Origin of the sequence: Sphingomonas immobilis, from assembly GCF_030580995.1 — a bacterium.
GTDB lineage: Bacteria > Pseudomonadota > Alphaproteobacteria > Sphingomonadales > Sphingomonadaceae > Sphingomonas > Sphingomonas immobilis.
This window is the reverse complement of record NZ_JAUQSZ010000008.1, coordinates 79,101-100,775: the sequence shown is the minus strand read 5'-3', so window position 1 is coordinate 100,775 and position 21,675 is coordinate 79,101. Positions and strand designations below refer to the sequence as shown.

At 66.7% G+C, this 21,675-nt stretch carries 25 protein-coding genes; 21 read left to right on the top strand and 4 right to left on the bottom strand.

Features of this window, described 5'->3' with window-relative positions; translation table 11 throughout:
- Positions 1-13: 13 nt before the first annotated feature.
- The 6 genes from Q5H94_RS12570 to Q5H94_RS12545 all read left to right on the top strand — a co-directional run bounded on the left by Q5H94_RS12570 (position 14) and on the right by Q5H94_RS12545 (position 5,435).
- Entirely contained in the window at positions 14-1,075 is a 1,062-nt protein-coding gene (locus tag Q5H94_RS12570) for an acyl-CoA dehydrogenase family protein (RefSeq protein WP_304561619.1), read from the top strand.
- The gene (locus Q5H94_RS12565) at positions 1,072-2,223 is read left to right on the top strand and encodes an acyl-CoA dehydrogenase family protein (protein WP_304561618.1); all 1,152 of its coding nucleotides are present in this window, start codon (positions 1,072-1,074) and stop codon (positions 2,221-2,223) included. Before Q5H94_RS12570 ends, Q5H94_RS12565 begins: the two co-directional genes overlap by 4 nt.
- A 22-nt stretch (positions 2,224-2,245) precedes the next feature.
- Positions 2,246-3,001, top strand: coding sequence for an SDR family NAD(P)-dependent oxidoreductase (locus Q5H94_RS12560; protein ID WP_304561617.1), 756 nt, complete (start codon positions 2,246-2,248; stop codon positions 2,999-3,001).
- Between the two features lie 84 nt (positions 3,002-3,085).
- Positions 3,086-3,877 (top strand): coenzyme F420-0:L-glutamate ligase, encoded by a 792-nt coding sequence (gene cofE / locus Q5H94_RS12555; protein ID WP_304561616.1) that lies wholly within the window; start codon positions 3,086-3,088, stop codon positions 3,875-3,877.
- Positions 3,874-4,812 (top strand): 2-phospho-L-lactate transferase, encoded by a 939-nt coding sequence (cofD, locus tag Q5H94_RS12550; RefSeq protein WP_304561615.1) that lies wholly within the window; start codon positions 3,874-3,876, stop codon positions 4,810-4,812. Before cofE ends, cofD begins: the two co-directional genes overlap by 4 nt.
- A 2-nt stretch (positions 4,813-4,814) precedes the next feature.
- The gene (locus Q5H94_RS12545; RefSeq protein WP_304561614.1) at positions 4,815-5,435 is read left to right on the top strand and encodes a CofC family guanylyltransferase; all 621 of its coding nucleotides are present in this window, start codon (positions 4,815-4,817) and stop codon (positions 5,433-5,435) included.
- Between the two features lie 22 nt (positions 5,436-5,457).
- On the opposite strand, the gene Q5H94_RS12540 is transcribed toward Q5H94_RS12545, so the two are convergent.
- Complete coding sequence (locus Q5H94_RS12540; protein WP_304561613.1) at positions 5,458-6,006, bottom strand: TetR/AcrR family transcriptional regulator; 549 nt, start codon at positions 6,004-6,006, stop codon at positions 5,458-5,460.
- Positions 6,007-6,171: 165 nt separating this feature from the next.
- Between Q5H94_RS12540 and Q5H94_RS12535 the strand changes: the two genes are divergently transcribed.
- From Q5H94_RS12535 to Q5H94_RS12510, 6 genes are all read left to right on the top strand, one after another.
- A complete protein-coding gene (locus Q5H94_RS12535) occupies positions 6,172-7,197 on the top strand; it encodes an SDR family oxidoreductase (protein WP_304561612.1) in 1,026 nt (341 codons plus the stop codon).
- A 1-nt stretch (position 7,198) separates the two neighbouring features.
- Positions 7,199-8,026, top strand: coding sequence for an acyl-CoA thioesterase (locus Q5H94_RS12530; RefSeq protein WP_304561611.1), 828 nt, complete (start codon positions 7,199-7,201; stop codon positions 8,024-8,026).
- A gap of 37 nt (positions 8,027-8,063) precedes the next feature.
- Entirely contained in the window at positions 8,064-8,753 is a 690-nt protein-coding gene (locus Q5H94_RS12525) for a glutathione S-transferase family protein (RefSeq protein ID WP_341850108.1), read from the top strand.
- Between the two features lie 159 nt (positions 8,754-8,912).
- Entirely contained in the window at positions 8,913-10,085 is a 1,173-nt protein-coding gene (locus Q5H94_RS12520) for a nucleotidyltransferase domain-containing protein (RefSeq protein WP_304561609.1), read from the top strand.
- Between the two features lie 81 nt (positions 10,086-10,166).
- Complete coding sequence (locus Q5H94_RS12515; protein WP_304561608.1) at positions 10,167-10,682, top strand: lasso peptide biosynthesis B2 protein; 516 nt, start codon at positions 10,167-10,169, stop codon at positions 10,680-10,682.
- Positions 10,679-12,433: an ATP-binding cassette domain-containing protein gene (locus Q5H94_RS12510; RefSeq protein WP_304561607.1), complete on the top strand. Its 1,755-nt coding sequence runs from the start codon at positions 10,679-10,681 to the stop codon at positions 12,431-12,433. The genes Q5H94_RS12515 and Q5H94_RS12510 overlap by 4 nt, the downstream gene beginning before the upstream one ends.
- Before the next feature lie 3 nt (positions 12,434-12,436).
- On the opposite strand, the gene Q5H94_RS12505 is transcribed toward Q5H94_RS12510, so the two are convergent.
- Complete coding sequence (locus tag Q5H94_RS12505; protein ID WP_304561606.1) at positions 12,437-12,952, bottom strand: aspartyl/asparaginyl beta-hydroxylase domain-containing protein; 516 nt, start codon at positions 12,950-12,952, stop codon at positions 12,437-12,439.
- A gap of 124 nt (positions 12,953-13,076) precedes the next feature.
- On the opposite strand from Q5H94_RS12505, the gene Q5H94_RS12500 reads away from it, so the two are divergent.
- The 9 genes from Q5H94_RS12500 to Q5H94_RS12460 all read left to right on the top strand — a co-directional run bounded on the left by Q5H94_RS12500 (position 13,077) and on the right by Q5H94_RS12460 (position 20,903).
- Positions 13,077-14,255 carry a sulfotransferase family protein gene (locus tag Q5H94_RS12500; RefSeq protein ID WP_304561605.1) on the top strand — a complete coding sequence of 393 codons (1,179 nt, stop codon included), beginning with the start codon at positions 13,077-13,079 and terminating at the stop codon, positions 14,253-14,255.
- A gap of 1 nt (position 14,256) precedes the next feature.
- Positions 14,257-15,219, top strand: a complete 963-nt coding sequence (locus Q5H94_RS12495; RefSeq protein ID WP_304561604.1) for a hypothetical protein — start codon at positions 14,257-14,259, stop codon at positions 15,217-15,219.
- Complete coding sequence (locus Q5H94_RS12490; protein ID WP_304561603.1) at positions 15,216-16,142, top strand: sulfotransferase domain-containing protein; 927 nt, start codon at positions 15,216-15,218, stop codon at positions 16,140-16,142. Before Q5H94_RS12495 ends, Q5H94_RS12490 begins: the two co-directional genes overlap by 4 nt.
- Positions 16,120-16,383, top strand: coding sequence for a PqqD family protein (locus Q5H94_RS12485; RefSeq protein WP_304561602.1), 264 nt, complete (start codon positions 16,120-16,122; stop codon positions 16,381-16,383). The genes Q5H94_RS12490 and Q5H94_RS12485 overlap by 23 nt, the downstream gene beginning before the upstream one ends.
- Positions 16,384-16,399: 16 nt before the next feature.
- Positions 16,400-18,334, top strand: coding sequence for an asparagine synthase-related protein (locus tag Q5H94_RS12480; RefSeq protein WP_304561601.1), 1,935 nt, complete (start codon positions 16,400-16,402; stop codon positions 18,332-18,334).
- Between the two features lie 382 nt (positions 18,335-18,716).
- Positions 18,717-19,244, top strand: a complete 528-nt coding sequence (locus Q5H94_RS12475) for a phage tail protein (RefSeq protein WP_304561600.1) — start codon at positions 18,717-18,719, stop codon at positions 19,242-19,244.
- Positions 19,245-19,275: 31 nt separating this feature from the next.
- On the top strand, positions 19,276-19,815 hold the full coding sequence (locus tag Q5H94_RS12470; protein ID WP_304561599.1) for a phage tail protein: 540 nt from the start codon (positions 19,276-19,278) through the stop codon (positions 19,813-19,815).
- Positions 19,816-19,842: 27 nt separating this feature from the next.
- Positions 19,843-20,379 carry a phage tail protein gene (locus Q5H94_RS12465; RefSeq protein ID WP_304561598.1) on the top strand — a complete coding sequence of 179 codons (537 nt, stop codon included), beginning with the start codon at positions 19,843-19,845 and terminating at the stop codon, positions 20,377-20,379.
- On the top strand, positions 20,379-20,903 hold the full coding sequence (locus tag Q5H94_RS12460; RefSeq protein WP_304561597.1) for a GNAT family N-acetyltransferase: 525 nt from the start codon (positions 20,379-20,381) through the stop codon (positions 20,901-20,903). Before Q5H94_RS12465 ends, Q5H94_RS12460 begins: the two co-directional genes overlap by 1 nt.
- Here the strand turns inward: Q5H94_RS12460 and Q5H94_RS12455 are convergent.
- Together Q5H94_RS12455 and Q5H94_RS12450 are read right to left on the bottom strand one after the other, a co-directional pair.
- Positions 20,896-21,180, bottom strand: a complete 285-nt coding sequence (locus Q5H94_RS12455; protein WP_304561596.1) for a DUF6916 family protein — start codon at positions 21,178-21,180, stop codon at positions 20,896-20,898. The two genes, Q5H94_RS12460 and Q5H94_RS12455, sit on opposite strands and share 8 nt — an antisense overlap.
- 22 nt (positions 21,181-21,202) lie before the next feature.
- On the bottom strand, positions 21,203-21,661 hold the full coding sequence (locus tag Q5H94_RS12450) for a dienelactone hydrolase family protein (protein WP_304561595.1): 459 nt from the start codon (positions 21,659-21,661) through the stop codon (positions 21,203-21,205).
- Positions 21,662-21,675 lie beyond the last annotated feature (14 nt).

The window sequence follows — 21,675 nt, the reverse complement described above, 5'->3', positions numbered from 1 at the left end:
GAAAGAGCCGATGATGAATGACGTCCTGGAAATCCTGACGGAAACCGCGACGCGCCTTTTCGAACAGAAAGCCGGTGACGATGCTGCGCGCGCCGCGCGGCGCGGCGAATTGCCGGAATCCGTTTGGGACGCGGTCGCCGAAATCGGCCTGCCGTTCGCGCTGATGCCTGAAGAGGCCGGCGGGTTCGGGCTGGCCGAGGCGGATGCGCTGCGGCTGATCCGCATCGGCGGCGGGTTCGGCTCGCCCGTGCCGCTCGGCGAGACGATGCTCGCCAACGCAATGCTTGCGGCGGCCGGGTTGCCGCCCGCCGACCGGATTGCGACGTTCGCCGAGCTCGAGGATGCCCACGTCGTTCGCGAAGGCGACGGATGGCGCGTTTCCGGCCGGGCGAGCGGCGTGCCCTGGGCGCGCCACGCTGGCACGATCACCTTGTTGGGCGGCGGCCACATCATCGCGGCCCGCGTCGGCGACCTAGCCGTGACGCCCGGCGAGGCCGGCAACGGCCTTGCGCGCGACGATCTCGAAATCGACGCACGTCTCCCCGCCGACCAGGTTGCACCGAGACCGGCCAGGTTCGATGCGGATGCCGTCGAGGCCGCAGGCGCATTGATGCGGGCGCTGGAAATGGCGGGCGCGTTGCAGACGGTGCTGGCATTGACCGTGCAATATGCCGGCGAGCGCATCCAGTTCGGCAAGCCGATCGCCAAATTGCAGGCGATCCAGCAACAGCTCGCGGTCGTGGCGGATCAATGCGCCGCCGCCAACGCCGCGGCGGAGCTGGCGGCCGATGCCTGGGATGGCGATACATCCCTGCTCGGCGTCGCGGTCGCGAAGGCCCGCGTGGGGGAGGCGGCCGGTATCGCCGCGTCGATCGCGCATCAGGTCCACGGCGCGATCGGCTTCACCGAAGAACACCGCCTGCATCTCTTCACGAAGGCGCTGTGGAGCTGGCGCGACGAGTTCGGCAGCGAAACCGTGTGGCAGCGCCGCCTGGGGAAGGCCGCACTGGCGGCGCCGGGCGATGGCTTCTGGCCCTTCATCACCGCCCCGACGGTTCTGGAGCAGGCGGCATGAGCGCCGATCTTTCCTATCCGGCCGCGCCGTTTTCGGAAGCGGCGGAGCAGCTCCGCACCGAGGTGCGCGCTTTTCTGGCGGAGGAGCTCGCCGGGGTGCCGCCGCTGGTGCGCGCCAAATCCTGGAACGGCTTCGACGCCGCCTTCAGCCGCAAGCTGGGCGCGCGCGGCTGGATCGGCATGACCTGGCCGACGCAATATGGCGGCCACGCGCGGTCGAATGCCGAGCGCTATGTCGTCGTCGAGGAAACGCTGGCCAGCGGCGCGCCCGTCGCGGCGCACTGGATCGCCGACCGGCAGAGCGGCCCCCTGCTGCTCCGCTACGGCACGGAGGCGCAGAAGCAGCGCTATCTGCCCGGCATGGCCGCGGGCGAGACGTACACGTGCATCGGCATGAGCGAGCCCGACGTCGGATCCGATCTGGCGGCGGTGCGCACCCGCGCGGAGCCGGTCGAGGGCGGCTTCCGCATCAACGGCACCAAATTGTGGACCACCAACGCTCACAATGCGCAGTTCATGCTGCTGTTCTGCCGCACCAGCGGCACGCCGGCAGATCGCCACAAGGGCACCAGTCAGATTCTCGTCGATCTCAGCCTGCCGGGGATCGATATCCGCCCGATCACCGATCTCGCCGGAGAGCGGCATTTCAACGAAGTGGTGTTCGACGACGCCTTCGTTCCTGCCGACGCGCTGATCGGTGCGGAGGGCAACGGCTGGGAACAGGTGATGAGCGAACTCGCCTACGAACGCAGCGGGCCCGAGCGGTTCCTGTCGTCGATGGCGCTGCTGGTCGAGATGACGCGGCTGCTCGGCACTACGCCCGGCGATGCGGCCGAGGCGGCGGTCGGTCGGCTGGTGGCGCATCTGATGACGCTGCGGCGGATGTCGCGCGGGGTCGCGGCGATGCTGGAGAACAAGCAGGACGCCGGCCTTCACGCGACGATCGTCAAGGATCTCGGTGCGCTGTTCGAGCAGGAAATCCCCGATATCGCCCGCCAGTTGATCGCGGTTGCCCCCAACGCCCCCGCCACGCGCGAATTCGGCAAGCTGCTGGCCTATACCGTCGCCAGCGTGCCCGCGTTCTCGCTGCGCGGCGGTACGCGCGAGATCCTGCGCGGGATCATCGCGCGCGGGTTGGGCTTGCGGTGAGCGCACGGAGAGGAAAGACACGATGACGGAAAAGCAGCGCAAGGGCGTCGTCATAACCGGCGCCGCGCAGGGCCTTGGCCGCGCGATCGCAGCACGCTTTGCCGGTGACGGCTATCTGACGGTCGGGGTCGACGTTTCGGCCGACGCGCTGGAGGCCGCACAGGGTGCGCTCGGCGGCGGGCATCGCAGCGTCATCGGCGACGCGGGCGATCCCGCCAACATGACGCGCGCGTGCGAACTTGCCGAGGAGATCGGCGGGGGCGTCCACGCCGTCGTCCTCAACGCCGCCATCAGCATCGCGGGCCCGTCGGACAGCTACGCGCTCGATGATTGGGACAAGGTCATGCGCGTCAACATGCGCGGCGTCTTCGCCGGTGCGCAGGCGGCGCGGCCGTTCCTCCAGCCGGGAACGAGCATCGTCATGCTCTCCTCGATCGCCGCCAGCCATGCGTTGCCCGAGCGGGCCGCCTATTGCGCGTCGAAGGCGGGGGTGGACGGACTGCTGCGTGCGCTGGCGATCGACTGGGCGCCGTATGGCATCCGCGTCAATGCGGTCGCGCCGGGCACGTTCCGCACCGAAATGCTGGCTAAGCTGGTCGAGAGCGGACAGGCCGATATCTCGCGCTACATCTCCCGCATACCGCTCGGTCGCGCGGGGGAGGCGGAGGAACTGGCCAATGCCGCCGTTTTCCTCGCGTCGGAACGGGCGTCGTTCATCACCGGCGTGGTGTTGCCGGTCGATGGCGGCTGGGCGGCGGCAGCGCTGTCGCACGCATGATCCGGTCACGTCCGCCGGTACGCTTGCAAGGCGGACCGGCTTGACCCAAGGAGACAGCCGGAAGACCGCTGCGGGAGGCGCGACGTGAACCTTCAACGGGCGGGCGCGACACGGGCTCGCCGCGCGATCGAAATCATCCCGTTGACCGGCATCGGCGAAGTGGTGCCCGGTGACGATCTCGCCGCGACCATTCTCGCGGGGATCGAAGCAAGCGGCACGGCCCTGATCGCAGGCGATATCCTCGTCGTGACGCAGAAGATCGTGTCCAAGGCAGAGGGGCGCTTCGTCGCGCTCGACGCGGTGACGCCGGGGGAGGAGGCGCTGCGCCTCGCCGCGATCACGCGCAAGGATCCGCGCCTCGTCGAACTGGTACTGCGTGAATCGACAACGATCCTGCGCGCCGTGCCGCACGTGCTGATTACGCGCCACAGGCTCGGGCTGGTGATGGCCAATGCCGGGATCGACCGCTCCAATATCGGCCCCGGCGGCGCGGAGCGTGCGTTGTTGCTGCCCGAAGACCCCGATCGTTCGGCGGCAGGAATCGCCGACGCGCTGGCGATGTCCGGGCCGAGGCCCGCGGTCGTGATCTCCGACAGCTTCGGGCGGCCGTGGCGGATGGGCGTGACCGCGGTCGGCATCGGCGCGGCGGGGTTGCCCGCGCTGCATGACAGGCGCGGCGAGGTGGATCGCGACGGTCGCACGCTGGAGGTGACGCAGGTGGCCATCGCCGATCTGATCGCCAGCGCCGCCGCGCTCGCAACCGGGGAGGGCGCAGAAGGCGTTCCGGCCGTAATCGTGCGAAACTATCCCTTCGAGGGCGAGAGCCGGCCGGCAGCGGACCTCAACCGCCCGCTCGCCGAGGATCTGTTCCAATGACCGTGGTCGTCCTGACGGGGGGCGTGGGCGGTGCCAAGCTGGTACTCGGCCTCGCCAATGTGATGCCGCCGGAGGAGATCGTCGCGATCGTCAACACCGGCGACGATTTCGAGCATCTCGGGCTCAGCATATCGCCCGATATCGATACGTTGCTCTACACGCTGTCGGGCAAGGCGAATACCGTGCAGGGCTGGGGACGCGCGGGCGAAAGCTGGGGCTTCATGGCCGCGCTGCGCGAACTGGGCGGCGAGGACTGGTTCCAACTCGGCGACGGCGATCTTGCGCTGCACGTGCTGCGCAGCATGCGGCTCCGGGCGGGCGACTCTTTGAGTGTCGTCACGCGCGCCTTCGCGCAGGCCTGGTCGATCGGCGTGACGGTGTTGCCGATGAGCGACGACCCCGTCCGTACCCGGCTCGATACCGCGATCGGCCCGCTCGATTTCCAGCAGTATTTCGTGCGTGAGCGCTGCGTTCCGGCGGTGAACGCGATCCGCTTCGACGGCGCGGACGGCGCGTCTCCCGCGCCCGGCGTGATCGAGGCGATCGCCGGGGCGGACGCGATCCTGATCGCGCCGTCCAATCCCTTCCTCAGCATCGATCCGATCCTCGCCGTGCCCGCGATCCGCGCCGCGCTGCTACGGGCGTCGGGGCCTGTCGTCGCCGTCTCGCCGATCGTCGGCGGCGCGGCGGTGAAGGGGCCGACCGCCAAGCTGATGACGGAACTCGGCCTCGCGATCGACAACCACGCCATAGCGCGGCACTACCGCGCGGTGATCGACGGTCTGGTCGTCCATGCCGGCGATCCCGCGCCCGCGGATGGCCTGCTGATCCTCGAAACCGATACGATGATGACCACGCTTGAGGATCGCATCCGCGTCGCGCGTGCCACGCTCGCGCTGGCCGAAAGCGCGGGCAGGCGGCGCAGCGCGGTCTAGCCGTGGAATGGCACGCTATCGTTTCGATCAAGCGCGGCCCGGCGGTGAAATCGCGCCTTGCATCCGCGCTTTCGCCAGACGCCCGCGTCGCATTGGCCGAAGCGATGGCGGCGCACGTTCTCGCGACGCTGCGCCGGGCCGCGCGGATAGCGTCGGTCAGCGTCTTTTCGGCATCGCCCTGGCCGGACGGAAGCGTCGGATGGGAAGCCGATCATGGTGAGGGGCTGAACCGCGGATTGCAACGCATCCGCGACGCCGCACCGAACACCAACCAGGTGTTTCTCCACGCCGATCTGCCACTGCTCACGCCCGATGACGTCGATGCTTTCTGTGCTGGTACGGAGGAACACGGCGGCCTGGGGTTGGCGCCTGACCGCTACGGAAAGGGCACGAACGGCGTCGCGCTCGTGGCCTTTGCGCCTTTCACTTTCGATTTCGGTACAGACAGCCTCCAGCGGCACGTTGAGGCGGCGAGTGGCACTCCGTTTCTTATCCACAGCCCCGGCCTGTCGCACGATCTCGATACCGTCGAGGAATTGCGAATGTTGCCGGACACCTGGACGGGCTTGGGAGGCGCGCGGACTCATTTCGCCTCAGGCAAAAACGGGGCGGCGCGGGGCTGAGGTCCGCTTGCCTTCCCGGCCACTATGATCGCCGGCCTGGCCACGCGGTCAGCGCGATTTCCACCAGCGCTTCAAGCTGGTCGCGATCCGCGCCGTCGATGGCCTGGACCGACATGCCCTGCACGACGGCGATATAAAAACGTGTGATCGCTTCCACATCGGTTTCGCCGGGAAGCTCGCCACGACTCTTCGCGTCCTCGATCTTCGCGGCGAACAGGCGGTGTCCATCGGTGCGTACCGTTTTGGCGTAGCTCGCGATCGCTTCGCTGCCGGGGCCGCACTGCAGCGCACCGGTTCCGACCATACAGCCTTTGGGGTGGCTGGAATCGGTGAATTGGCGCGCGACCTCACGGAGGTAGCGTTCCACCATGGCGTAGGCGGACGGTGTGGCCGGCCGCTCGCCCTGGCTGGCCGGGCCTCGTCGTCGATATTGTTCGACGACATCGCGGTAGAGGCCCTCCTTCGATCCGAATGCGGCGTAGATCGTCGGCGGCGTACAGCCGAGCGCCGCCGTGAGCATCGCGATCGACGTGCCGTCATAACCATGCTGCCAGAACAGCGCCGTCGCCATTTCCACTGCCTCGGCACGATCGAAAGTGGCGGGTCGGCCGCGTTTGGCTGCGTTTGTCGGCATTTATCTATCGATCGCTATAAATATGTTGACGGTCATCGCCCTCAATATATAGCGATCGGTAAAATAAATCGAGAGCGGTCTTTGCCGCGGGGAGAAGGGCCGATGAAGGACGCCGCGAACACGAGCGTACTCGTCACGGGAGGATCGGGTTTCGTCGGCGGGTACGTCGTGCTGGAGTTGCTTCGCCAGGGCTACTGCGTCCGCACGACGATCCGCAGCTTGTCGCGGGAAAACCAGGTCCGCGCCATGCTGGCCGAACACGTCGATGCCGGCGATCGATTGTCCTTTGTCGCGGCCGATCTGCTCAACGACGACGGCTGGGATGCCGCGGTCGCGGGTTGCGCCTATGTCCATCATGTCGCCTCGCCGATGCCGGTGGGGGAGTTTCGCGGCACCGATGTGATAACGCCGGCGCGCGCGGGAACGCGGCGTGTGCTGGAGGCATCGGCGCGTGCCGGTGTCCGTCGCGTCGTGATAACCTCATCGACTGCGGCGGCAATGCCCGATCGCCCCGGCGACGCGGTCATCGACGAGCGCACATGGACGGATCGCCCCGATCGGCCGGCGTTCAACTATCCGCGCGCGAAGACTCTTGCCGAACAGGATGCGTGGGCGTTCGTCCGCGACCATGACCAGCCGTTCGAACTGACCACCGTCCTGCCGGCTTCGATACAGGGCCCGGTGCTGGGAAGCGACTATTCCGCGTCCGTCGATCTTCTCCGCCTGATGCTCAAGGGCAAGATGCCGGCGGTGCCGCGCATGGGGTACAATATCGTCGATGTCCGCGACCTTGCCGCGTTGCATCTCCTCGCCATGATCACGCCGGAAGCAGCGGGCCAACGCTATATCGCCGCCGGAGACTTTCTGTGGTTCAGCGACATCGCGCGAATTCTTCGCGAGGGCCTTGGGGACAGCGCGGCGAGGACGCCAAAACGCACCATCCCCGATTTCATCATCCGCCTCGGTGCGTTTTCCAATCCCGAAATGCGCCAGATCGCCCCGATCCTCGGCCAGCGCACGACCTATTCGAGCGCAAAGGCGGAATCTTTGCTCGGCCATCCGCTGCGCTCCGCACGAGACGCGGTTCTCGATGCGGCGCGCAGCCTGATCGATCGCGGGCTGGCGTGAGATGAGCCAGGAATCTGCAACGGAACGCCGCGGTATCGTCACGCTTTCGGCCGAGGACGCCGCCAACGTCTGCTGGCGGTTCGAGGTCGAGGACAGATTGTGCGCGGGGCCCCGTGGCAAGCCTTTCCTGTTCGGCGGCTCAGCGCTCGGCGTCGCGATCGAAGCCATGCAGCGGAGCGTTGGCCAGCCCGTGATCTGGGCCAATGCGCAATATCACAGTTTCGCGGTGCCTGGCATGATCCTGACGCTGACGACCGAGATCGGCGCGGCCGGACGGAGGCTCACGCAGGCCCGCCTGATCGGCGAGGCCGACGGCACCCGGATCATCACCGTGCAGGCCACGCTCGGCGCGTCGATCGACAGGCACGATGGGCAATGGACCGCGGCACCGGCTACGGCGCCCTGGCGCGGGTGCCCGGTGGTTCGCGACCACCGGGTCTACCAGACGGGTATCAATACGCAGTTCGAGTTCCGGCTGGCACGGGGCCGATACCCGGACGGGCATTTGCTGGACGGTGTTCGCGGCGATGGCCGCGTGTCGCTGTGGGTCCGGCCGGTCGGGGGCTATCGTCTCGACAGGCCGATGCTGGCCATCATCGCGGACTATGTCTCGGTCGCCATCTGTGATGCGACCGGATTCGAGATCGGCGCCAACAGCCTCGATAACACCGTCCGCTTCGTCGGTTCTTGTCACGACGAATGGGTGCTCGTCGATATCGAGATCGACGCGATCGCCGACGGCGTCGCTCACGGCGGGCTCCGCATCTTCTCGGAACATGGCGCTCTCCTGGCGACCGCCAGCACATCGCTCGTGGTGCGTGGAGGGTGAATGATCATTCTGTAGTCAGACTTGGGAGAGTCCGTTGTTGAAATTCTATTATAATACCGGGCCCAACCCGGCGAAGGTCGCGCTGTTCCTGGAAGAGGCAGGCCTGGATTATGAGGTCGTCCCCGTCGATGCCCGCACGGGCGGGCAACACACGCCCGAGTTCCGGGCGATAAATCCGAACGGGAAGCTGCCGGCGATTCTCGATGATGATGTCAGGATCTTCGATTCCAGCGCGATACTTCTTTATCTCGGCCGCAAGACCGGCAAATTCTACGTGCCGCCGGAAAACGCTGCCCACGCCGAGATGCTCTCGTGGATGCTGTTCGTCGCCAGCGGGATCGGGCCGTACAGCGGGCAGGCGAGCCACTTCCTGCGCGACGCGCCGGAACCCAAAGATTATGCGCTCAACCGCTACACGTTCGAGGCCGAGCGCCATTGGATCATCGTGGAGGATCAACTCGCTAAGGGCCGCTACATGCTTGGCGAGACATATTCGATTGTCGATATGTCGCTGTGGGGATGGGGCCGGTTCGTGCAATATCTGGCGGGTGCGGAGGCGTGGAACGATCGGTTCCCGAACCTGAAGCGGTTGATCGAAGAGATCGATGCGCGTCCCGCCGCGGCCCGCGCCAAGGCGCTCGCGCAGAAATTCCAGTTCAAGCAGGAGATGGATGAGGATGCCAGACGGCACCTGTTCCCGCAGAACCAGCGCCTCACCCAACCGTAGCACGTCAAAGCGCTCGCTGTCGGATGATCGTGAACATTCGGCGCGGATCCCGTCACTCCGAAAGCACTGACGGCCTGACAATCCGGCATTGCCTGATATGTTGTTCCGCGACGCAACGGGGGGAAGGCCGCATTGCCCATTCGGGAGAAACAGCAGCGCTTGCGTACGCCGGCCCCCGGAGCGGCGGAATTCGCGCTGCTGTGCGCCTGCTGCGCATGGCCGCTCTCGGCGGTGCGACTGGCGGCGGCGCGGTCCGCGGCAAGCGACGTGGACTGGGAACGATTCGCGCGGCTGGCCTGGCGTCACCGCGTCGATGGCCAGGTCGCCGTCGCGTTGCGCGAGGCAGGCCTGGCCGTGCCCGACGCGATCCAGGCACGCGCACGCAAGAGTGCTTTCGCCGCGCTGCGCGATTGTACGGAAGCGGCGCGGATCCGGGATGCCTTCGCCGTTGCGGCGGTCCCGCTGGTCTTCGTCAAGGGCGTCGCATTGTCGCAGCTGGTCTATGGCGCATCCACCGTCCGTCACGCCAAGGATATCGACGCAGTGGTGCCGGAGGAGAACGTCGCCGAAGCGTGGGACTTGCTCGCCGCGATGGGCTATCGGCGGACGATCCCGGCGCAGGCCTTCACCGCGGATACGTTGCGCGCGTTCATGGCGTTTTCGAAGGACAGCACGCATCGCCACCCGGTCAACGGTGCGGAGGTCGAACTGCACTGGCGGCTGACCGGTGCGGCGGGCGATCTCGATCTGCCGCCGCCTGCCGAATGGCAGCGCGTGACGGTATCCGCCGATACCGCCATCGACACGCTCGGCGATGCTGCGCTGTTCGTCTATCTGTGCCTGCACGGCACCGCGCACGGCTGGGCCCGGCTCAAGTGGATCGCCGACGTGGCAGCACTGATCGAGCGCAACCGGGGCCCCGCCGCGCCCGATCTCTGGGCCGAGGCGCAAGACCGCCGGGCGGAACTCGCGGCGGTGACGGCGATCGTGCTCGCGCAGGAGCTGTTCGGGACGGAGCCGCCGCGCGGCTTCGTTCGGCCGAAGAGCTGGCGACTCGAACGCCTGCTCGCAATGTCGCGCAACATGATGATGCCGCGCTCCGGCGATCCGCCGGCACACAAGACGCCGGGCTATGATTGGACCGAGCGTTGGGCGACCCTTCTGCTCGCGCGCAGCTGGCGTCAGCGCCTCGGCGTCGTCCACCGCTTCGCCGTCGCGGGCGAGGATGTCGGCCTGCTCCAGCTGCCGGGCCGTCTGCACTTCCTCTATCCGCTGTTGCGCCTGCCGGTCTGGGCATGGAAACGCTCGCGCTGGTCGCCGCGCGGCAGGTGAGGGGCATGTTTGGCGCACTTTCTTTGTGATACCGTCCCGGTCATGCCGTCGCGTCCCACCGATTTATCAGATGTGCGTGCGATGGTGACGCCGGGCCTCGATCGCGCCTTGCCCCGCACGCCGTCGCGCCCCGGTCGCTTCCGCCGGGCGTGGCGTATCCCGCTTGCCGACAAGCTCGCCATCGTGCCGGCCTGGCTGGCGATCGCCGGCGCGGCGGCGCTCATCACACTGGTGCCTTTCGTGCGGCTGGCGGCGGGACTGGGGCGCAATATCGGCGCGGCGGGCTTCACGCCACTGATCGGGCGGCGCGGGGAAGCGCGCGCGCGCTTCGTGCAGCGCGCCGTCCAGCGCGCGGCGCGGCTGGCGCCGTTTCGCAGCGATTGCCTGCCACAGGCGCTCGTCGCCGCCATGTTCTGCCGCTGGCTCGGCGTGCCAACGGCCACGCATTTCGGCGTGGAGATCGAAGCGGTGCCGACCGGTCGCTCGCTGTCCGCGCACGCCTGGGTCGATGCCGGCGGCGTCCGCGTCAGCGGCGGGCGCGGCGAGGGGCGCTTCACCGTCGTCGCGTGCTTCGTAACGCTGCCGTCGCCGCGTTGAGAAAAGACGGGATCGCCGCCGGGGCCGTCGGCATCCGTGCCGAACTGGCCGCCTATCTCGCGTCGGTGCGCGCGCTGGGTGCCGGCCTGCTGACCGGATGCGTTGTGCTCGCGGTGCTGGGTAGCGCGGTGGAGGGGCTGGGCATCGTCCTGCTCGTGCCGCTGGTGGCGACGATTTTCGGCGACGGCGGCGCGATCCCGGAACGCATCGCGCGCGCCTTCGCGTGGATGGGCGTGGAAGGCCGCACGGAACGGCTTGGGTCGATCCTCGTGCTGCTGGTCGTGCTGGCGCTCGTCCGCGCGCTGATCCTGTGGCGGCGCGAGGTCGGTCTCGCCCGGCTCGGCGTTGCTCTGGTGGATGCGTGGCGCGCGCGCATGGTCGCCGCTCTCTGCCGCGCCAGCTGGTCGACGCTGAGCGCGATGCGTCGCAGCCGCATCGAATTCGCCATCACCGAAGAAGTCGGGCGGCTGTCGATCGGCAGCGACCGGCTGCTGCGCGGGGGTAGCGCGCTGCTGCAACTGGCGGTGCAGCTCGCGCTGGCGTTCTGGCTCGACCCGCGGCTGTCGCTGGTCGCGGTCGTGCTGATCGTCTCCGGGCTTCCGCTGCTGCGACCGATCCTGCGCGCGGCGCATGATTACGGCGCGCATCTGTCGCGCGCGGGGGCAGGCCGGCATGCCACCTTCTCGGATTTCGTCGCCGGTATGAAGCTCGCCAAGGCCTATGACGCGGAGGAGCGCTATGCGCGTGACTTCAACGATCGCTCTGCCGCGCTGCGGGCGCGGTCGGTCGCCTATGTCGATGCGCGCGCGCGCGGCGCGAATGCTTTTCAGGTCGCGGCGCTGATTGCGGCAATCGCACTGCTGCTCGCGGGGATCCACCTCGTCCATACTCCCGCGGCGTTGCTGTCGGCGATGCTGGTGCTGCTCTCGCGCCTGCCCGCGCCGCTGCTGAGCCTGACGCAGGGGCTGCAATCGCTGGTGATCATGCTGCCAGCGGTCGGCGAATTGCTGACCATCGAACGCACGCTGCTCGACGGCGCGGGCGCGGCGGTGGCGGGGCCGGCCGAATCCGCGTATCCGGCCGGCCCCGCCAGCGTCGTGCTGGACGCGGTCGAATACCGCCACGATCCGCGCTCCGCGCCGGTGCTCGATCGGGTTGCGGCGACGATCGCAGCGGGTGAGTTCGTCGCGCTGGTCGGCGCGTCGGGGGCGGGCAAGACGACGCTCGCGGATATCGTCACCGGCCTGCTCGCGCCTCAGGCCGGAACACTGCTGATCGACGATATCGCCGTCGCCGATGATGCCGCACGCGCGGCGTGGCGACGGCAGACGGGCTATGTGCCGCAGGATCCGTTTCTGTTCGACGACAGCGTGCGCGCGAACCTCGCCTGGGCCGCGCCCGATGCTGACGATGCGGCGCTCTGGCGCGCACTGGAGGCGGCGGAGGCGGCGGCGTTCGTACGCGCGCTGCCCGACGGGATCGAGACCCGCGTGGGGGATCGCGGTGCGCTGCTTTCGGGCGGGGAGCGCCAGCGTATCTGCCTCGCGCGTGCGCTGGTGCGCGGCCCCCGCATCCTCATCCTCGACGAGGCTACCAGCGCGCTCGACCGCCCGACCGAACTGCGCCTGTTCGAAACACTTCGGCGGCTGCGTGGCAGCGTCACCATCCTGATGATCACGCACCGCCTGCCCGATACCGATCCGCCAGACCGCATCCTGCGGCTAGAAGGCGGCGGGATCGCGGTGCCCTGAAGCTCAGCCGCCGAGCATATCGAGCAGCCAGTCGTTCACCGTGCAATCGATGACGAGATGGACGCGGTCGGTGTCGCCGCGATTGGCGACGCTGTGCGGATCGGCGAGCCGAAGATACCAGATTTCGCCCTCGCGCAGCGGCACCGGCGTGCCCGACAGGCGGAAATCGACTCCCGCGTTCGTCACGATCGGCACATGCAGCCGCGCCGATCCGAATTCGACTGACAGATCGTGGTCGCGATGTTCCTTGATGATAGAGCCCGGCGTCAGCCGCATCAGCCGCACCGCCTGCAGCGGGCATTGCAGTGCCGCCAGCAACGCTCGGAACGCCGGTGCGCGGTCCAGCAGCGGATCGTCCTCGAATGCGGTCGCGTTCGGGTCCGAATAGATCTTCATCACCGGATGCGTGGCACCCGCCGTGTGGCGCAGCGCGACCACCGACCAGTCGCCCTCGAAATTCTGCGTGACGAGGTGCGGCGTCCATTCCTGCCCGCGCATCGCTGCAAGGTCCGCGCGCAATCCCCCTGCGTCGACCGGCAATGGCAGACGAACCCGGTCGGGGATGGAGCTTCGCAATTGTCGAGGGCTGGTTTGCACGATAGGCATGCTACCGCGCGCAGGATGCGATGAAAAGGAGAGCGGCGTGGACGGGGAAACGCCCGCACCGGAACGAATCGAGCGGCTGCAGCACCTGTTGCGCGCCGATACCGCGCGCCACGCTGCACTGGCGGCGATCGAGGATGCGGGCATTTTTGCCGAGGCGATCGTCCGTGCCGCCGAAGATGCCGGTATCGCCCTGCATGCTGCCGAAATCGCGGGCGCGCTCAGGCCCGATCCGCTTGGCCTTGATCGCTTTGCGCCGCAGCGGGCGACGACGCGGGAATGGCCCGATGCGGCTTGGCGTCCGGTCGATCTCGTTCCCGGCGACGCTGGACCGCTCGTCGTCTGGGCGCATTTCGCGGGCGCGCCGCTCGCCGAGCCGTTTTTCGAGGACAGCAGGCGGCGCGCGGTGCGCCGGCCATTCAACCGCTGGCTCGCGCAGCGCACGCCGCTGGCAGACCTCGCGGCGACCATGCCGCCGGGCCTGCGCGAGCCCGACGGCTTCGTATTCCACCTGTCGCGTTGCGGCTCGACGCTGGTGGCGCAGATGATTGCGGCGCTGCCCGACGCGGTGGTGGTCTCGGAGGCACCGATCCTCGACGAGATCGTTCAACTCACCCACACGCATCCCGATCTGCCCGAGGCGTTCCGCATCGATCTGCTGCGCGCGATGGCCGCGGCCTTGGGGCGGGGCGGGGCAGGGCCGATCGTCTTCAAGCTCGATAGCTGGCACGCGATGGCGCTGCCGTTGTTCCGCAAGGCATTTCCGGCCGCGCCTTGGGTGTTCCTGTACCGCGATCTGGCGGAGATCATCGTGTCGCAAATGCGCATACGCGGGTCGCAGATGGTGCAGGGGATGACGCCTTACGACCTTTACGGGATCGACACCGGGGTCTTGCTGCCGCCCGAGGAATATTGCGCGCGTGTCCTCGGCCGCATTTGCGAGGCGGTTTCGGCGTATGGCGACGATGCGGGCTTGACGATCGACTACGCCGATCTGCCCGGTGCGGTGGAGCAAGCGATCCTGCCGCATCTTGGTATAACGACTGACGCCGCCGGTCTCGCGGCGATGCGCGCAGCGGCCGCGCGCGATGCGAAGCAACCACAACAATCCTTCACGGACGACCGCGCCGCCAAGCAGGCGGAGGTGAGCGACGCCATCCGCGCGGCGGTACGTGGCCTCGGCGATATCGGCGTGGTGTTCGAGCGGGCACGGGCCTGAGATGAGCGGCACGCATCTCTACCGCGCCTCGGGGCTCGTCCTTGCCAGCGAAATCGCGTTGCCTGGTCTGATCCCGATCGAAAGCGCTGACGAGCCGGACGCCCGCATCGCGGAAGGCAACGTGCCGTCCGCGCTTGATGCCGTGCTCGCGACCGGCCCGACGTGGCAGCGCGGGGCGAAGGATTTTCTCCTCGAAATCCCCGATATCGCCCGTTTCTATCTGAGCGGCGGCCGCACCATCGTCTTCGAACGCGCCGCCGGTGTCGCCGATCGCGATGTGGCGATCTTCCTCGCCGGCAACGTCTTCGGCATCCTTTTGCACCAGCGCTGCAACATCGTGCTGCATGCCAGCACCATCGTGGTCGGGGGCAAGGCCGTGCTGTTCTGCGGGGCGTCGGGTGCGGGAAAATCGACGCTGGCAGCTGCACTCGGCGAACGCGGCTATCCTCTCCTCACCGACGATCAGGCGGCGATCCGGCTCGACGATGCCGGCCGTCCGACCGTCCAGCCCGACGGCCGCTGCTTGCGGCTTTGGGAGCGTTCGATCGACGCGCTGGGGCTCGACGATCGGCGCGGCGAGGCGATGCGCGCGGGACTCGAGAAATTCTTCGTCGATCCGCTCCGTTCCGAAGCCGATCCGATCCAGATCGGCGCAATCTATTTCCTGATGCAGGAGCGCCCGCCGCACCGCGCCGGAATCGAGCCTGCGAACCTCGTCGAAGCCGCACAGTTGCTCGTCGCGAATGCCTATCGCCCGATGCTGATCCGCCGCATGGGGCAGCGCGAGGCCTATTTCCGCATGGGTGCGACGATCGCGAGCGACGCCGGGTTGTTCTTTCTCACCCGTCCATTCCGCTTCGACGCAATGGACGAGACGATTGCCGGTCTCGAGCGGCACTGGGCTGAAATCGGCCTGGCGGATCCCGGTCTCATCTCGGAGGCGCGGAGGCCGCAACCCGCATGAGACCGACCGTCTGGCTCGCCTCCTATCCGAAATCGGGAAACACCTGGTTCCGTATCGTCCTCGCCAATCTCGATTCGCCCGATGCCGCGCCGGCCGACATCAACGCGCTCAACGGCAGCGACACGATCGCCAGCGCCCGCGCGCGTTTCGATAATCACTTACTGATCGAATCGGGGCTGCTGACCTTCGCCGAAATCGACCTGCTGCGACCGGGGCTTTACCGCCACCTCGCGGCGGACATTTTCGAAGACCCGTTCGAGCGCGAATCGCGTTACCCCGTCCGATTCGTAAAGACGCATGACGCCTACACGCTGACCAACGCGGGCGAGGCGATGATGGGCGGCGCGCACGCCGCTGCCGGAGCGATCCTGTTCGTCCGCGATCCCCGCGACGTCGCGGCATCGCTCGCCAATCACCAGTCGGTCACGATCGACAAGGCGATCGGCCTGATGGCGGATCCCGCCTTCGCGTTCTGCGGTAGCGTGCGCGGGCTGGAAATTCAGCTCCGCCAGCAATTGCTTGGGTGGAGCGCGTTCGCCGAGAGCTGGCTGGCGCAGGCCGACATCCCGGTGCATCTCGTCCGGTACGAAGATCTGCATCGTGATCCGGTGGGGGCGGTGCGCGGGGCGCTGCACTTCGCGGGTTGGCGCGCCACCGATGCGGATATTGCCGAAGCGGTGGGCCGCGCGTCGATTGAGGAATTGCAACGTCAGGAGGCCAAAACCGGCTTCGGTGAAGCGCCGCCATACCGCGAACCGGGCAGCCGCTTCTTCCGCCGTGGCAAGGCCGGGGGATGGCGCGACGAGTTGACCGCGCAGCAGGTACTCCGCATCGAACGCGATCATGTCGCGATGATGAAACGGCTGGGCTATGAACCGGTTCGGGAACAGGAGGATAGCGATGCGCATCGGCAAACGGGGTGACTGGATCGCGGCAAGCGTCGGCGCCGAAATCGTCATGATGAGTGTCATCGAAGGTAAATATCTCGGCCTGAACGAAGTCGCCGCACGAATCTGGTCGCTGCTCGACATGCCGCAATCCCCGGATACGTTGTGCGACACGCTGGTCGAGGAATTCGACGTGACGCCGGAGACCTGCCGTGCGGAAATCGATGCGTTTATCGCCGATCTCGATTCGCACCGGGCGATCGAGATGATTCCCTGATCCGCGGGATCACGCCGTGAGCGCGATCTTCGGCATCGTGCGCTTCGATCGCGGGGACGCGGACCTGCGCGCGCTCGACCGGATGCGACAGGCGATGGCAACGCGGCTGCCCGACGGCAGCGAGCACATCGCCGACGGCCCCGCCGCGCTCGGGCGCGGGCTGATGCGTGTGACGCGCGAGGATCGCTTCGATCAGCAGCCGGTGTTCGATCGCACGGCGGGCCGTCTGCTCGTCGCGGATCTGCGTATCGACAATCGTGAGGAACTCGCCGCCGCGCTCGATATCGCCGAACCGGCGCTTGTGGAGATGGCCGACAGCGCGCTTTTGATGCGTGCGTTCGCCGCTTGGGGCGAGGCGTGCGTGGATCACGTCATCGGCGATTTCGCTTTCGCCATCTGGGATGCGCGCACTCGGCGGCTGACGCTGGCGCGCGATCCGATGGGGCAGCGCCAGCTCTACTATCATCTCGATGCCGATCGCATCACCTTCGCGACTGAGGTGCCGGCGCTTTGGGCCGAGGGCGCGCCGCACGCATTGCGTGAAGGTTGGGCGGAGCGCCGCGCTTACCGGGAACTCAGGTCCGCTCCCGGAGAGACGCCCTTCGCGGGGATCTCCGGGCTCAGCGGCGGTACGGTAATCACGGTCGATCGCGACGGTGTAGTGACGAGCAGGCGCTACTGGCAGCCGCACGCCGACCCGGCGCACCTTGGCAAGGATATCGACTATTATATCGCGGCCTATCGCCGCGTGTTGGAGGAAGCGGTCGCGTGCCGCGTGCGCCGCCTCGATCGGCCACCGGGTCTCGTCCTCAGCGGGGGTTTCGACAGCGGCGCGATCGCCGGTCTTGCGGGCCCGTCCCTGACGACGAGCGGCCTGCGCCTCGTCGCCGCAAGCTCGGTTGCGTCAGCCGGTGCGGCCGCGAAGGGTGATGCGCGGCGCTGGGTGGAACTGTGCGCGCGTGACATGCCGCATCTCGATGTAGGCTATGTCACCGGCGACGGCAGGGATTTGTTGAGCGGGCTCGAGCAGGCGTTCGAGAACGCAGTGATCGGCGCGAGCGCGGAATATCCGATTACCACCGCGCTGTTCGAGTCGCTGGCCACGCGAGGCGCGCGTCTGGTGATGGACGGCCACGGCGGAGACTATACGCTCAACCCGCGCGGCGACCACATGCTCGCGGAATTGGCGGCGCAAGGGCGATTTCGCGATGTCGTGCGCGAGGCGGTCGCGCACCGCCGCGTCACCGGCGACAGCTGGTGGCGGACGGTGTGGAATCAATTGCTGCGTCCGTCGCTGCCTGCACCGGTTCGGCATGGCTGGGAGCGGCTGAAGCGCGGAGGTCGTCCGCCGCGCCCGCTGGCGCTGCTGCGGCGGGAGCGGGTCGATACGCTGGTCGCCGAGGGGCGGTTGCGCAAAGGTGGTACGCCAATCGTCGATCCACGCGATTTTTCCCTGCGCATCGTCGCACGTCTCGCGGATCAGTCTGATACGCCCCATGGCACACTCGCCGCGTCATACGGGCTCGAAATGACGCGCCCCTTCCATGACCGTCGCGTTGTCGAGCTTGCGCTGGCCGCCCCGGTAATCTTCCAGGTCAGGGAAGGGCGCAATCGCCACCTCGCGCGCCGCGCGCTCGCCGATATCTATCCGCGCGAGTTCCTGACTCGCGGCCGCCGCAACGACCGGATCGCGCCCGATCAGATGCGGATGGTGCGCCGCGATCTGCCCGAATTGCTGCGCGAGGCGGAGCGACTCGCTGCGACAGGTGCGGGGCGGGTGTTCGATCTTGAAGGCTCGCGTGCGATTATCGCGAAACTGGATACGATCCCGAAGGGGCGTCGTGCGATCACGGAGCAAGAACAGAACGCCGGCACCGCGTTGCGGACGCTTTTTGCTGCGCGCTATCTTGAGTGGTTCCGGCGCAGCAACGATCCACGCAACGACGACTGAAATGGATCAGGAGCCGCCGAAAGTCGAACCAGACTTTGGATAATCGCCAGGGGACGTAACCTTACGAGTATCGGTAGCGTCCGAGCTAATTACGCGCGGGGTGGTCCAGGGCTTGCGCGCTTCGCCACGGGAGGATTCGATCCGAGTTTCCGCCGGCTGCCAGTCATCGGTCATAGCGTCCCCCCAGAAAGTTTCCGTCTTCGTCCCTTTCTACATCGAACCGCCTAAGCTCGCAATCCTCGCGATACGGCGGCCGAGTCCGGTGAGAATCGGGCATGAAGGTTCGCGATTGCACGGTCCGCGCAATACGATATGGCTAACGTTACGTGGGGGCGAATCGCGAGAACGACTCGAGCCTCCGCCAGACTGTTGGAGAGCGCCGATGTCGAATCCTTTTCTTGGCGAGATCAAGCTCTGGGCTTGCAATTTCGCGCCTCGCGGATGGGCGCTATGCCAGGGCCAGATACTGCCGATCAGCACGAATACCGCCCTTTTCTCGCTGCTTGGCACGACCTACGGCGGCAACGGCCAGACGACATTCGCGTTGCCTAATCTCGCGGGCCGCACCGCGGCAGGCCCTGCCTCCGGCGGCGGCAATCTCGGTCAGCAGGAAGGCGTCGAAGCCGTTGCGCTGGCGCTTTCGGAACTGCCGGCCCATTCGCACCGACTGACGGGAACGAGCAACGCCGGCGCGGTTCAGAAGGCGCCCAGCAATCCGACGCCGGCTCTGTTCGGTCCTGACAATTCGGCAGCGTCGGATTTTTATGCTGCGGACACAAATCCGCTCGTTGCAATTGCCGGCGCGTCTATGACGACGCAGGGCGGCAGTCAGCCGCATAACAACATGCAGCCGTATCTGGTGTTGAACTATTGCATCGCGGTTTCCGGGATTTTCCCATCGCGGAATTAGGCCTGTTGCCGGGGAAGAGGAGTTAGACGCCATGAGCGACCCGTACATCAGCGAAATTCGTCTGTTCGCCGGAAACTTCGCGCCGGTAAATTTCGCATTCTGCAATGGGCAGATCATGTCGATTGCGCAGAATACCGCGCTGTTCTCGCTGCTTGGTACCAATTACGGCGGCAACGGTCAGACGACTTTTGCCTTGCCCGATCTGCGCGGTCGGCTGCCAGTTGGCCAGGGCACTGGCGCGGGCCTGACGCCGCGCACGATCGGCGAACTCGCGGGTGAGGAAACGCATACGCTCATCCTGCCCGAAATGCCGGTTCACAATCACGCGGTGTACGCGACGACGGCGACGGGCAACCTGCCGGGGCCGACGACAAACTCTATTCCCGCGACGCCGGCCGGGGCACCCGGCTACCTATACGCGGCACCCGGATCGACCCCCTTTACTCCACAGCCTTTCTCGCCGCTTGCTTTGCCGCCGGCTGGCGGCTCGCAACCGCACACCAATCTGATGCCTGCGGAATGCCTGTCGTTTATCATCTGCCTTTACGGCGTTTTTCCGTCCCGCAACTGAGCTGCCGGATCGTTTAGGGGACCAATTATGAGTGAGCCATATATCGGTGAAATCCGCCTGGTCGGTTTCAGCTTCGCGCCCGCAAGCTGGGCCTTGTGCGAGGGGCAAATCCTGTCGATCGCGCAGAACTCCGCACTGTTCTCGATCCTTGGCACAACCTACGGTGGAAACGGCCAGACGACCTTTCAGCTGCCGGATCTGCGCGGACGGGCGGCAATGCATTGGGGGACGGGGCCGGGACTCACCAACCGCGTTCTCGGCGAAGTCTCCGGCGTCGATACGGTCACGCTGAACTCGCAGCAGATGCCAGCCCATCTGCATCAACTTGTCGGTGGAACGGTCGGCACTGCGGTTGCGCAGAAAGTGGCGACGCCAGCATCGAATGTGATGTTCGGCCAGAGCAATCAAGGTGCCGCTTACTCGACTGCGACCACGCCGCCAGTGCTGATGTCGCCCTCGGCAATTGGAAGCCAGGGCGGCTCTCAACCGCATACCAATATTCAGCCGCGTCTCCGGCTTCGCTATATCATTTGCCTGCAGGGGATTTTTCCGTCCCGAAACTGATGCGACGCCTCCTGCCGGCACCCGGCCTCGCACGAGCGCTCGCTGCGCTTGGCCTTGTGCTGCGGCCGGAAGCCAAACGTGATCTACCGTTCCTGAAAACGCTATACGCATCGACCCGTGCGCGCGAACTGGCGCTGATGCTGAATTGGAACGCAGACCAACGTGCCGCCTTTGTCGCGCAGCAATTCGAGGCGCAGAGAACGCACTATCGCAGCCAGTTCAGCAAGGCTTCGTTCCATGTGATCGAACGCGAAGGCGTGCCGATCGGTCGCCTCTATCTCGACCGGCGCGAGACCGCGATCCACATCGTCGATATAGCCCTCTTGCCTGAAGTACGGCGTCAGGGCCTGGGCACGGCCCTGCTCGGTGAGATCATCGACGTCGCCGGTGCTGCTGGCCTTGGGGTGAGCCTGTCGGTCACGACCGATAATCCGGCCCGGCACCTCTACGATCGCAGTGGGTTTGTGGAGATCGGCAGTGATGATGTCTATGTCGAAATGCTGCGACCGCGTGATGTTAGTTGATCGACACCGCGTAGAACACCCCTTCTTCGGTCTGCTTGTACGGCACGAGAAACAACGCGAGGTCGTCCGATCCGGGACGACGTAGTGTATATATGTCCTGAGAAAGAACAATTCGCGAATCGCTTTTGAAACGAAGCGAGAAGGGTGTTCTGAATCCTTCGGGTGCGGATCTCTTGTCGGGGTCTGCCGCGATTAGGGTCAGCGTCATCGCCGCACCGTCCGACAGGTCTATTCGAAATTCGGAATCGACCTGTGGCACGAACTCATCGACAGTCATCGTCTTTGACGCAATCCGCGGTTCAGGCCTCGACCAGTGTGACGCGGCCATTGGCGTGCGTCATCTTCGCGAAGGCAGGCACCATCTTGCGCGCCTCGGAAATCAGTGCGGCACGATCGTTACCGACCTTCTTGCCGAAACTCGCCTTCAGATCGAGCGCGATCGCGAGATAGCCCTTGGCGGCATAACGCGCTGCCGTTTGCTGCGCAGCATCGCCGTAGCCGGCCTCGCCGTGCATCACCAGAAGGACATCAAGGCTCGTCTTGCCCGAAGGCCGCGCGAAATAACCTTCGACGATCCGGCCGCCGGGTAGCGCATATTGCGCGTCGATGCTGTGAATCTTCGCGGCACCCGGCAGGAGCGTGGATGCGAGGGCACCACCCGGTACGCCCGCCGCACCGGCGGTGGCGGCCGCCATCAGCCCGATCGCACCACGCCGACTCACGCCGCCCGCCTGCAAACCCGTCTCCGATGTGCTCATCTTCAGCCCCTTTT

Coding starts and splice junctions, on each gene's coding strand:
- Q5H94_RS12570 (WP_304561619.1), top strand. CDS start 14: ATGAATGACGTCCTGGAAATCCTGACGGAAACCGCGACGCGCCTTTTC.
- Q5H94_RS12565 (WP_304561618.1), top strand. CDS start 1,072: ATGAGCGCCGATCTTTCCTATCCGGCCGCGCCGTTTTCGGAAGCGGCG.
- Q5H94_RS12560 (WP_304561617.1), top strand. CDS start 2,246: ATGACGGAAAAGCAGCGCAAGGGCGTCGTCATAACCGGCGCCGCGCAG.
- cofD (WP_304561615.1), top strand. CDS start 3,874: ATGACCGTGGTCGTCCTGACGGGGGGCGTGGGCGGTGCCAAGCTGGTA.
- Q5H94_RS12540 (WP_304561613.1), bottom strand. CDS start 6,006: ATGGCGACGGCGCTGTTCTGGCAGCATGGTTATGACGGCACGTCGATC.
- Q5H94_RS12535 (WP_304561612.1), top strand. CDS start 6,172: ATGAAGGACGCCGCGAACACGAGCGTACTCGTCACGGGAGGATCGGGT.
- Q5H94_RS12530 (WP_304561611.1), top strand. CDS start 7,199: ATGAGCCAGGAATCTGCAACGGAACGCCGCGGTATCGTCACGCTTTCG.
- Q5H94_RS12515 (WP_304561608.1), top strand. CDS start 10,167: ATGGTGACGCCGGGCCTCGATCGCGCCTTGCCCCGCACGCCGTCGCGC.
- Q5H94_RS12495 (WP_304561604.1), top strand. CDS start 14,257: ATGAGCGGCACGCATCTCTACCGCGCCTCGGGGCTCGTCCTTGCCAGC.
- Q5H94_RS12490 (WP_304561603.1), top strand. CDS start 15,216: ATGAGACCGACCGTCTGGCTCGCCTCCTATCCGAAATCGGGAAACACC.
- Q5H94_RS12485 (WP_304561602.1), top strand. CDS start 16,120: ATGCGCATCGGCAAACGGGGTGACTGGATCGCGGCAAGCGTCGGCGCC.
- Q5H94_RS12475 (WP_304561600.1), top strand. CDS start 18,717: ATGTCGAATCCTTTTCTTGGCGAGATCAAGCTCTGGGCTTGCAATTTC.
- Q5H94_RS12470 (WP_304561599.1), top strand. CDS start 19,276: ATGAGCGACCCGTACATCAGCGAAATTCGTCTGTTCGCCGGAAACTTC.
- Q5H94_RS12465 (WP_304561598.1), top strand. CDS start 19,843: ATGAGTGAGCCATATATCGGTGAAATCCGCCTGGTCGGTTTCAGCTTC.
- Q5H94_RS12460 (WP_304561597.1), top strand. CDS start 20,379: ATGCGACGCCTCCTGCCGGCACCCGGCCTCGCACGAGCGCTCGCTGCG.
- Q5H94_RS12455 (WP_304561596.1), bottom strand. CDS start 21,180: ATGACTGTCGATGAGTTCGTGCCACAGGTCGATTCCGAATTTCGAATA.
- Q5H94_RS12450 (WP_304561595.1), bottom strand. CDS start 21,661: ATGAGCACATCGGAGACGGGTTTGCAGGCGGGCGGCGTGAGTCGGCGT.